Consider the following 11,331-nt stretch of genomic DNA (forward strand, 5'->3'; position numbering starts at 1 on the left):
TTCGGTTATATGTAAGTCGAGATTGGACTAAAGCTTTGCTCACAGCGTTAGTAGAATATCAGCATGCAAAGTACTTTTTGGCGGCGGCTGGCTGGTTGCTGGTAGCTGCGATGAACTAATGAGGTGTTATGATTAAGGCTTGGTTTGCAATTCCCTTCTGGCAACGCGTGCTGGGTGCTTTTGCACTGGGCGTGCTGATTGGTGTGATTCATCCTGACATTGCGCAAGCGTTGCGGCCGCTGGGAACGCTCTTTATCAATGCGTTAAAGATGTTGGTGGCGCCACTGATTTTCTTTGCCATTGTGAGTGCTATTTTACAGTTAGGTAGTGGCGAAAAGGCTGGTAAAATTGGGATGCAAACCATAGGTTTGTTCTTACTTACAGCTGTTATTGCCAGTGTCATTGGGCTATCGGTAGCACAGTTATTGGATATTACTCCGTCACCTGATTTAGTCGCCGATAGTAACTATGAACCGAAAGTAGTGCCTGGGCCCATTGAGGTACTGTTGAGTTTTATTCCGACCAATCCGTTTGCTGCTTTGGCTGAGGGTAACGTGATTCAAATCGTGGTGTTTGCCGCGTTGGTGGGGGTAGCCATCAATCAGTTGGGTGAGGTCGCTAAGCCGGTAGCCGCGGTGATGAGCGCCGGTGCACAGGTGATGTATCGGATCACCAAAATGGTGTTAGAACTGACCCCGTTTGGGGTCTTAGGGTTAATGGCGTGGGTGGTGGGCCACTACGGATTAGCCAGCTTAACCCCTTTGGCCGCTTTTATTGGAGCCATTTATCTCGCCTGTTTACTGCATATTCTGTTGGTGTACGGCACCATGGTACGGTTAGCAGGGATGTCGCCTTGGTTCTTTTTTAAATCGGTGTTTTCGGCGCAATTGGTGGCCTTCACAACCTGTAGTAGTTTTGGCACGATTCCGGCCGCACACCAAGCTATCACTGAAAAACTAGGTGTCCAAAAAGAGTATGCAAGTTTTGTGTTACCTCTTGGTGCCACCATTAACATGGACGGTTGTGGCGGGATTTATCCGGCCATTGCTGCGGTCTTTATCGCACAGATTTATGGCATTCCGTTGGATTGGGCAGACTATATGCTGATCACCTTAACTGCCACGCTTGCGTCGGTAGGAACGGCTGGTGTACCAGGTACGGCGATGGTGATGTTAACCGTCACCCTCAATGCGATTGGGTTGCCGTTAGAGGGGATTGCATTTATCGCGGCCATCGACAGAATCATAGATATGGCGCGTACCGCAACCAATGTGACCGGTGATATGGCGGTGGCAGTGGTGTTGGGGCGCAAGCAACAGAGCGCAGATGATGACGCTAAGGCCCAACTAGGCTAGTATTGATGGCATTTAGTCTAAGCTCGGCAAGTTAAGCTAAGCAAGTTAAGCTCAGCAAGTTAAGGCTGTGGCGACAGCGCATGAAGGATTATCGGATGGGTTTGAAAGTAGGTATTTTAGGTGCCAGTGGGCGCATGGGGCAGGCGGTGATCGTGGCGGCAAAACGTCTCGAGGTCGCCGTAACCGCCGCTGTGGTAAGTCAGCAGTCGTCCCGTTATGGACAACCTATTCGCGCTAATGATGCTGATGGCGGTGTCTGCTTTCAGCACGCCGATGAACTGCAAGCCGGCCAAGTTGAGGTGCTTATTGACTTCTCTTTACCGCAAGCGCTGTCGGCTAATTTAGCGTTAGCGCAGCGATTACAAGTTCCCATTGTGGTGTGTACGACGGGTTTGGGCGAATCCCATCAGCAGGCGCTCGATCAAGCAGCGACAAAGATTCCGGTATTGTATGCAGCTAACACCAGTGTTGGTATCACGTTACTGCGACAGCTGGTGCAGCTCGCTGCGGCAGCTCTGCCGCACACGGATATTGAAATCATTGAAGCGCATCATAGTGCCAAGCGCGATGGTCCGTCGGGTACCGCACTGGCCTTAGGTGCTAGTGCAGCTGCAGGGCGCGGGGTGGAGCTAACTGATGTTAGTGCTGGTGTACGTGGCGATGGCTTACGTCAACCTGGGTCGATTGGTTTTGCGGTGGTACGAGCGGCCGATATTATTGGTGAGCACACGGTCTTATTTGCGCAGCCGGGCGAGCGCTTAGAGCTAACTCACCGGGTTGGTGACCGGCATATTTTTGCCCAAGGTGCAGTGCAAGCAGCACAGTGGCTGCAGCAGCAGTCGGCCGGCCGTTATAGCATGGCGGATATGTTGCAATTAAAAGCCTTATTACAAGACCTTCTGTAAGCTTACTGAAAGAGTAATTTCTGGTTTACGTTAAGCTAATATTTCTGTAGAATACCGCCAATTTGCCAGTAAGTTTTCGGGCAAGCTGAAACGCGCACTCCAGAGGTGTTTGGCTGGTTAAAAATCCAAATACCAGACGCTGGTGCAAGGTAATCAACGGGGAAGTCAAATTATTGATTCACCCGTTTTTTTATGTACGGAGGTTAACCTTGAGTATTCTAGCGAGCCACTCAGCAAGTAAAGCCATTTTGGTACTTGCCGATGGAACTGTTTTTCACGGCACGGCAATAGGAGCCGGCGGAACCGCGGTTGGTGAAGTTGTTTTTAATACCGCCATGACCGGTTATCAAGAAATCCTTACTGACCCCTCTTATTCTGAACAAATTGTTACCCTCACTTATCCCCACATCGGCAATTACGGCACTAATCACGAAGACGAAGAATCCAATCGAGTTTGGGCTAAAGGCCTAGTTATCCGAGATTTATCGCTTAAAGCCAGTAATTTCCGTCGCGAGCAATCGTTAGCTGATTATCTACGGCAACGCAATGTGGTGGGTATTGCTGATATCGATACGCGCAAACTAACTCGTATCCTCCGTGAGAAAGGTGCGCAAAATGGCTGCATCATGGCTGGCGATATCAACGTAGCCAAGGCGTTAGAACTAGCACAAGGTTTTGCTGGATTAAAAGGCTTAGATTTAGCCAAAGAAGTGACCATTCGTACGCCAGTGGAGTGGACCAGCGGCAGCTGGCGCTTAGGTGAAGGTTTTAAAGAATTAACTGAGCAACGGTTTCATGTGGTCGCCTACGACTATGGCTGCAAACGCAATATTTTGCGCTTGTTAGTGGATCGTGGCTGTAAAGTGACTTTGGTACCTGCGCAAACGCCGGCGGCAGACGTGTTAGCGCTGCAACCGGACGGAGTATTTTTATCAAATGGCCCCGGCGACCCTGAGCCGTGCGATTACGCCATCAAGGCTATTCAGGAAATTATTGCGGCACAAGTGCCGATTTTTGGTATCTGTTTGGGCCATCAATTGTTGGCGTTAGCCAGTGGTGCTACCACCATTAAAATGAAGTTAGGACATCATGGTGCCAACCATCCAGTACAAGATTTAGCGACTGGTCGAGTGACGATAACCAGCCAGAACCATGGGTTTGCGGTAGATGAGGCAACCTTGCCTGCGCATCTTAAAGCGACTCACAAATCGTTGTTTGATGGCACCTTACAAGGTATTGCGCGCACCGATGTGAAAGCCTTCAGTTTTCAGGGGCATCCCGAGGCAAGTCCGGGCCCGAATGACGCCGCACCCTTGTTTGATCACTTTATCGAATTGATGAGCCAATAATTATGCCAAAACGTACCGACCTCAAAAGTATTCTGATTTTAGGCGCTGGGCCGATTGTTATTGGCCAGGCCTGCGAGTTTGATTATTCTGGCGCGCAAGCCTGTAAGGCGCTGCGTGAAGAGGGTTACCGAGTTATCCTGGTCAACTCTAATCCAGCGACTATCATGACCGATCCAGAAATGGCTGATGTCACTTACATCGAGCCGATTCATTGGGAAGTGGTTGCCAAAATCATCGAAGTAGAACGGCCAGATGCCATCTTGCCAACCATGGGCGGACAAACTGCGCTCAATTGTGCGCTAGATTTAGACAAGCACGGCGTGTTAGAGCGTTATAACGTAGAAATGATTGGCGCTAACGCAGATGCCATCGACAAAGCGGAAGACCGTGATCGTTTTGATAAAGCGATGAAAAAAATCGGCCTAGCAACGCCAAATGCTGAAATTGCGCATAACCTCCAAGAAGCCTTTGAAATTCAAGAACGGTTAGGTTTTCCGGTGATTATTCGCCCAAGCTTTACCATGGGCGGCAGCGGTGGTGGTATCGCTTATAACCGCGATGAGTTTGAAGAAATTTGTCGGCGCGGCTTAGATTTATCACCGACTAAAGAATTGCTCATTGATGAGTCATTGATTGGTTGGAAAGAATATGAAATGGAAGTGGTGCGCGACAAAAAAGACAATTGCATTATTGTCTGCGCCATCGAAAACTTCGACCCGATGGGCATCCACACTGGTGACTCTATTACCGTTGCCCCAGCGCAAACCCTGACGGACAAAGAATATCAGCTGATGCGTGATGCGGCGATGGCGGTATTGCGTGAAATTGGCGTGGAAACCGGGGGCTCAAACGTGCAGTTTGGGATCGATCCAGATACCGGACGTATGGTTATTATCGAAATGAACCCACGGGTATCGCGCTCATCTGCATTAGCCTCGAAAGCAACAGGGTTCCCGATTGCTAAAGTAGCCGCTAAATTGGCGGTAGGTTATACCCTGGATGAATTAGAAAATGAAATCACCGGCGGCGTAACGCCAGCCTCGTTTGAGCCAGCGTTGGATTACGTCGTGACTAAGATCCCACGCTTTAACTTTGAGAAATTTGCCGGTTGTAACGACCGTCTCACCACCCAGATGAAATCGGTGGGCGAAGTGATGGCGATTGGTCGTAACCAGCAAGAATCTCTACAGAAGGCGTTGCGCGGACTCGAAATTGGTGTGTCTGGCTTTGATCCTATGGTGGATGTCAACGACCCTGCGGCCCGCGGTAAAGTGATTCGTGAACTTAAAGAGCCAGGCGCCGAGCGGATTTTCTATATTGCCGATGCGTTCCGTTTAGGTATGACAGTGCGCGAAGTGTTTGAGCTGACCCGCATTGACGAATGGTATCTGATTCAGATTGAAGAGTTAGTGCTGCTGGAAGCTGAGATTCAAACGCTAGGTATGGCTGGCTTAGATGAACGCACGTTACGTTTGCTTAAGCGCAAAGGCTTTGCCGATAAGCGTATTGCAGATTTATTGGATGTTGCTGAAGCTGAAATCCGTCGCCGACGTTGGGATTTAGCAGTGCATCCGGTGTATAAGCGGGTGGATACTTGTGCGGCGGAGTTTAAGTCTGATACTGCCTACATGTATTCTAGCTACGACGAGGAATGCGAGGCAGCGCCTACCAATAACAAGAAAATCATGGTGATTGGTGGCGGCCCTAACCGTATCGGCCAAGGCATCGAGTTTGATTACTGTTGTGTGCACGCAGCGCTAGCCATGCGTGAAGATGGTTACGAAACCATTATGGTCAACTGTAATCCAGAAACCGTATCCACGGACTATGACACCTCAGATCGCTTGTATTTTGAATCTATCACCCTAGAAGACGTCCTTGAGATTGTTCGGGTAGAACAACCAGAAGGCGTGATTGTGCAGTATGGCGGTCAAACTCCGTTAAAGTTAGCGCGTGAGCTTGAGGCTAACGGCGTGCCTATTATTGGTACATCGCCAGATGCCATTGACCGTGCAGAAGACCGGGAACGGTTCCAAAACGCGGTGCGTCGATTAGGTCTGCAGCAGCCAGAAAACTCAACCGTCACCAAGGTAGACGAAGCCCTTCGCGAAGCCGATCGGATTGGTTATCCGTTGGTAGTGCGGCCGTCTTATGTGTTAGGCGGACGAGCGATGGAAATCGTTTATGATGAAACTGATTTACTGCGCTATTTAACTGACGCGGTGAAAGTCTCTAACTCTGCGCCGGTGCTGCTGGATCGCTTCCTTGATAATGCCATTGAAGTAGATGTTGATGCCATTTGTGACGGTCAAGATGTGTTAATCGGCGGCATCATGCAGCACATCGAACAAGCGGGTGTTCACTCGGGTGACTCAGCCTGTTCGTTACCGCCTTATTCGTTAAGTGACAAGATTCAAGACGAGCTGCGTGAGCAAATGCGCAAGTTGGCGTTTGAATTAGGCGTAAATGGCCTTATGAATGCCCAGTTTGCGATTAAAGACGACGAAGTTTATTTGATTGAAGTTAACCCGCGAGCAGCCCGCACGGTACCGTTTGTATCTAAAGCGACTGGCTTGCAGTTAGCAAAAATCGCAGCGCGGGTGATGGTTGGACAATCTCTGGCTAGCCAAGGTTTTACCAAAGAAGTGATTCCACCCTACTACTCGGTTAAAGAAGTGGTGATACCTTTTGCTAAGTTCCAAGGGGTAGACCCCATTCGTGGGCCAGAAATGCGCTCTACCGGCGAGGTTATGGGGGTTGGCGAAAGCTTTGAAGAAGCCTATGCCAAAGCTAACTTAGGTGCTGGCGAAGCCTTAGCTAAAGCGGGTAAAGCTTTACTTTCAGTGCGAGATAGTGATAAAAGTCGTTTGTTCGAGTTGGCGCGCGGCCTTATTGGGCTTGGGTTTTCTCTAGAAGCCACCCGCGGCACCGCCAAACTACTCAACGACGAGGGCTTAGCTTGCTCCGTTGTGAACAAGCTACAAGAGGGCCGGCCGAATATTGTCGATGCTATCAAGAACGGTGAATACAGCTACATTATTAATACCGTCGAAGGTCGCCAAGCGATTCAAGATTCGGTTTATATTCGTCGCGAAGCCCTCTTGAATAAAGTTATTTATACCACCACATTAAATGCAGCGTTTGCCACAGTTAAGGCTAATACCGCGGACGACCGCGCCCGCGTTAATTCGTTACAAGCATTGCACAAAAGGGTTTTAGCACAATGAGTCAAATACCAATGACCACCCGCGGCGCAGAGATGCTGCGGGAGGAACTACAGCGTTTAAAATCAGAAGACCGGCCACGGATCATTCAGGCGATTGCCGATGCTCGTGAACACGGTGATTTGAAAGAAAACGCTGAATATCACGCGGCGCGAGAGCAGCAGGGCTTCTGTGAGGGACGCATTCAAGAAATTGAAGCAAAACTTTCCAATGCTCAAGTGATTGATGTAACCAAGGTTCCTAACCAAGGTAAGGTGATTTTCGGGGCTACTGTGACCATCTATAACACCAGCACCGATAAAGAAGTGACCTATCGCATCGTTGGTGATGATGAAGCTGACATTAAGCAAAATTTGATTTCAGTGAACTCACCGATTGCTCGCGCCTTGATTGGCAAGCAAGTTGATGATGCCGTGATGGTCACTACGCCAAGTGGTGATGTTGAATACGAAGTTGTTGATGTGAAATACCTTTAATAGCTGAGTAAAATTTACAAAAAAACCTAGCGCGAGCTAGGTTTTTTTGTTTGGGCAAAGGTTTGCAGTCTCTCTGCCTGACTATTTATTTAGCAAGGCTTTTAATTCTTGTTGTTTCTGTTCGCGCTCAGCGGGCGTTAGTGGCTTATGGTGATAAGCCTCAACATCGGGAAATACTTCCTCAATCTCAAGTTCTAACGCTTTGGCGATGGCCAGTGCCACAGGCTGTGACTTGGCCTTGCGGGCAACCACTTTTGAAATAAGAGAAGGACTTTTATTAAGAGCTTCGGCCAGCATCGAATAATCGAAGCCGCGACGTCTTAATTCCTTTTTGATTTTTGCGCTATCCATCAGTATATTGAGTCTTTTCCTGGGCGGTGCACTTGGCGTGCGCCGCGAGTTCAAAAATAATTCATAAGAAGGTCTTTCTGTGTCAAATGACATAGATAAAAGCAATTAAATGCCAAATGACTCAAACGAAAATAGACCACAGAACCCTATTAAAAGCAACTTGGAAATACCTGATGTGGATACCGTAATGGAGCGTCTGGCGCTGATCTCTGGTGAGCGTTCAGCAAGTGGTATCATGCGCTGGCTGGGGATTAAGCCAAGCTCCATAGCTAACTGGAAGCGGCGCGGGTCGGTTAACTTCGATCCTATCATTGCAGGTTTGTTACGACACAGGGTGTCGCTAGATTGGTTATTCGCGCCTTATGAAGATTTATTTTACCCAACCGTGGGACAGTTGGGGGAACTGAATGAGTCAACCCCGCTGTATCAACAGAATCAGGCCATGAATTTAGCGATAGAAGCTATTAATCGAATTGACCCGGTGCTTGAGCGCTACAATTTACCTAAGACCGAAACCAATCGGCAATTGATGTCAGAAACTTATTTTAAGAAGCGAGGCGAGGCATTAATTTTGTCGGCTGCACTGAACCAGGTAGCGAAAGCACTGGCAACGGCGCAGCCGAACGAGGCAAGTCAAGCGGATTAAGCTTTAGGTAAGCTGATCTTTTTGGCTTGGCTTGGTTTGTACAGGGTTAAGATTTTACCAACCACCTGCACCCGATAAGCCTGGGTGTGAGCAACGATGGTGGTATAAATTTGTTCACGTACTTCGCGTTCTTCTTCTGGCACTTTAATTTTAATCAACTCGTGGTGTTCAAGGGCCAGTTCGATCTCTGCCATCACGCCTTCGGTAAGGCCATTACCACCTAATAAAACGACAGGTTTGAGTGAATGAGCTAAACTTTTCAGGTGTTGTTTTTGCTTATTGCTTAAGGTTAAAGCCGTTGCCATGTAATATATATCCTACGTATGACTTGAATTTACGCTATTCTACCGCCATCTGGGTAGAATAAGCCAGTTTGGTGGAAAAGAAATGGGTAAAAAACGTTCGGCCAGCAGTACGCGTTGGCTGCAAGAGCACTTTAGTGATCATTATGTACAAAAAGCGCAAAAGCAGGGTTTGCGCTCGCGTGCTGTGTTTAAAATAGACGAAATACAAAAACGCGATAACTTATTGCGCCAAGGTATGACGGTAGTAGACTTAGGAGCGGCCCCTGGGGGCTGGTCACAATATGTCGTGGATACCCTGCAAGGTAACTGTCAAGTTATTGCTTGTGATATTTTACCGATGGACGCAATCGCCGGAGTCGACTTTTTAGAGGGTGACTTTCGTGAAGAAGCAGTTTTAAATGCGTTATTGGACCGAATCGGCGGTAAGAACGTAGATGTAGTATTGTCGGATATGGCGCCTAACATGAGCGGCAACGACAACGTGGACCAGCCGCGCGCCATCTATTTGGTAGAGTTGGCCTTAGAAATGTGCCATCAAGTACTCAAACCAAATGGTAGCTTTGTGGTCAAAGTTTTTCATGGGCAAGGCTTTGAAGAATATCTAAAAGCAGTTAGAGCAGCATTTAAAGTTGTGCGCACGCGTAAACCAGATTCTTCTCGGGCACGTTCTAGAGAAGTGTATCTGGTAGCGACAGGTTATAAACTGTAGTACCCTGTAGGGCGTGCTACAAATGCAAACAAGAGGTAGTCGGCTTTGAGCGATATGGCAAAAAATCTGATTTTATGGCTGGTAATCGCCGTCGTACTTATGACGGTATTTAACAGTTTTAGTCCTGGTGGCGCAAGTAACTCGAATGTTGCTTACAGCCAATTTATCACGCAAGTGCATAACGGTGGGGTGCGCAAAGTTGACATCGACGGCCGCGTTATCAAAGCGCAGTCGCGTACGGGTGAAAATTTTACCACGGTCATCCCAACCGCATCGGATCCTGACTTATTGAATGACTTGTTGGATAACAACGTAGAAGTTAACGGCAAGCTACCTGAAGAGCCAAGCATTTTGGCTTCGATCTTCATTTCATGGTTCCCGATGTTATTGCTGATTGGCGTGTGGATTTTCTTCATGCGACAAATGCAAGGTGGCGGTGGCAAGGGCGCTATGTCGTTTGGCAAAAGCAAAGCGCGCTTGATGAGTGAAGACCAGATTAAAACGACCTTTGCAGACGTGGCCGGTTGTGACGAAGCCAAAGAAGAAGTCAGCGAGCTGGTGGATTATTTGAAAGATCCGACTCGGTTCCAACACCTAGGTGGCAAAATTCCTAAAGGCGTGTTGATGGTGGGGCCACCAGGTACAGGTAAAACCTTGCTAGCCAAAGCTATTGCCGGTGAAGCACGGGTGCCTTTCTTCTCTATCTCAGGTTCTGATTTCGTAGAAATGTTCGTTGGTGTGGGTGCCTCGCGGGTACGTGACATGTTCGAACAAGCGAAGAAGTCAGCACCTTGCATCATCTTTATCGATGAGATTGATGCGGTAGGTCGCCAGCGTGGCGCCGGCTTAGGTGGTGGTCATGACGAGCGTGAACAGACTCTTAACCAAATGCTGGTAGAGATGGACGGTTTTGAAGGCAACGAAGGTATTATCGTGATTGCCGCAACCAACCGCCCTGATGTCTTGGACCCGGCGCTGTTACGTCCAGGTCGGTTCGACCGCCAAGTAGTGGTTGGTTTACCGGATGTGCGCGGACGCGAGCAGATATTGAAAGTACACATGCGTAAAGTACCACTGGGCAAAGATGTAGATGCCTCGTTAATTGCGCGCGGTACGCCAGGATTTTCTGGTGCAGATTTAGCTAACTTAGTGAACGAAGCAGCGTTATTTGCTGCCCGTACCAACAAGAAAGTTGTTGCTATGGAAGAGTTTGAAAAGGCTAAAGACAAGATCATGATGGGGGCAGAGCGCCGCTCGATGGTGATGACCGAAGATGAGAAGGCTATGACGGCCTATCATGAAGCGGGTCACGCGATTGTCGGACGTTTGGTGCCAGAGCATGATCCTGTTTATAAGGTGTCGATTATCCCGCGTGGACGAGCGCTTGGGGTGACCATGTACCTGCCCGAACAAGATCGCGTAAGTCACTCTAAGCAGTACCTAGAAAGTATGATTTCTAGTTTGTTTGGGGGCCGCTTGGCAGAAGAAATCATCTATGGATTTGAGAAAGTCACGACCGGTGCTTCGAACGACATTGAGCGGGCTACACAAATTGCACGTAAGATGGTGACGCAATGGGGCTTGTCAGAAAAAATGGGGCCGTTGCTCTATGCTGATGATGAAAACGAAGTCTTTTTGGGCCGCTCGGTTACTCAGCACAAACATATGTCTGACGATACCGCACGTGCCATCGACCAAGAAGTGAAGCTGCTTATTGATCGTAACTACGATCGAGCTAAACGTATTTTGGAAGAAAACGTAGATATTCTACACACCATGAAAGACGCATTAATGAAATATGAAACCATTGATGCGGATCAAATCGATGATTTGATGAATCGCCGTGATGTGCGTGAGCCACGTGATTGGCAGCAACGCTCTAACAGCAACAAAGATGGTGACAGTTCAGCCAAAGCAGATGATGTTTCGCCTGGTGCAGAACCAGCAGATAATTCATCGGCGAGCTAAGCAGATAAAGCCCCGCAAGTCGGGGCTTTTTTTATCCAGTTTG

Annotated in this window: 10 protein-coding genes; 8 read left to right on the forward strand and 2 right to left on the reverse strand. The window is 48.5% G+C overall.

The window, feature by feature from the left end:
* Positions 1-128: 128 nt before the first annotated feature.
* The 5 genes from ACQ661_RS03865 (at position 129) to greA (ending at position 7,309) form a co-directional block, all read left to right on the forward strand.
* Positions 129-1,355 carry a dicarboxylate/amino acid:cation symporter gene (locus ACQ661_RS03865; protein ID WP_110074807.1) on the forward strand — a complete coding sequence of 409 codons (1,227 nt, stop codon included), beginning with the start codon at positions 129-131 and terminating at the stop codon, positions 1,353-1,355.
* 95 nt (positions 1,356-1,450) lie between these two features.
* A complete protein-coding gene (gene dapB / locus ACQ661_RS03870) occupies positions 1,451-2,260 on the forward strand; it encodes a 4-hydroxy-tetrahydrodipicolinate reductase (protein WP_153825788.1) in 810 nt (269 codons plus the stop codon).
* A 209-nt stretch (positions 2,261-2,469) separates the two neighbouring features.
* Complete coding sequence (carA, locus tag ACQ661_RS03875) at positions 2,470-3,609, forward strand: glutamine-hydrolyzing carbamoyl-phosphate synthase small subunit (protein WP_431667681.1); 1,140 nt, start codon at positions 2,470-2,472, stop codon at positions 3,607-3,609.
* 2 nt (positions 3,610-3,611) lie between these two features.
* Positions 3,612-6,836 (forward strand): carbamoyl-phosphate synthase large subunit, encoded by a 3,225-nt coding sequence (carB, locus tag ACQ661_RS03880; RefSeq protein ID WP_153825787.1) that lies wholly within the window; start codon positions 3,612-3,614, stop codon positions 6,834-6,836.
* Entirely contained in the window at positions 6,833-7,309 is a 477-nt protein-coding gene (gene greA / locus ACQ661_RS03885; RefSeq protein ID WP_110074803.1) for a transcription elongation factor GreA, read from the forward strand. Before carB ends, greA begins: the two co-directional genes overlap by 4 nt.
* Positions 7,310-7,390: 81 nt before the next feature.
* On the opposite strand, the gene ACQ661_RS03890 is transcribed toward greA, so the two are convergent.
* Positions 7,391-7,660, reverse strand: a complete 270-nt coding sequence (locus ACQ661_RS03890) for a helix-turn-helix domain-containing protein (RefSeq protein ID WP_162014444.1) — start codon at positions 7,658-7,660, stop codon at positions 7,391-7,393.
* A 109-nt stretch (positions 7,661-7,769) separates the two neighbouring features.
* On the opposite strand from ACQ661_RS03890, the gene ACQ661_RS03895 reads away from it, so the two are divergent.
* Complete coding sequence (locus ACQ661_RS03895; protein WP_431667682.1) at positions 7,770-8,306, forward strand: hypothetical protein; 537 nt, start codon at positions 7,770-7,772, stop codon at positions 8,304-8,306.
* Here the strand turns inward: ACQ661_RS03895 and yhbY are convergent.
* Positions 8,303-8,611: a ribosome assembly RNA-binding protein YhbY gene (gene yhbY, locus ACQ661_RS03900; RefSeq protein ID WP_153825784.1), complete on the reverse strand. Its 309-nt coding sequence runs from the start codon at positions 8,609-8,611 to the stop codon at positions 8,303-8,305. The genes ACQ661_RS03895 and yhbY overlap by 4 nt on opposite strands.
* An 82-nt stretch (positions 8,612-8,693) precedes the next feature.
* Here yhbY and rlmE point away from each other — a divergent pair, with 82 nt between their 5' ends.
* Entirely contained in the window at positions 8,694-9,320 is a 627-nt protein-coding gene (gene rlmE, locus ACQ661_RS03905) for a 23S rRNA (uridine(2552)-2'-O)-methyltransferase RlmE (protein WP_153825783.1), read from the forward strand.
* Positions 9,321-9,365: 45 nt separating this feature from the next.
* Positions 9,366-11,288, forward strand: coding sequence for an ATP-dependent zinc metalloprotease FtsH (gene ftsH / locus ACQ661_RS03910; RefSeq protein WP_110074798.1), 1,923 nt, complete (start codon positions 9,366-9,368; stop codon positions 11,286-11,288).
* The last annotated feature ends 43 nt before the right edge of the window (positions 11,289-11,331 follow it).

The organism is Pseudidiomarina sp. WS423 (assembly GCF_050750165.1).
Taxonomy (GTDB): Bacteria; Pseudomonadota; Gammaproteobacteria; order Enterobacterales; family Alteromonadaceae; genus Pseudidiomarina; species Pseudidiomarina fusca.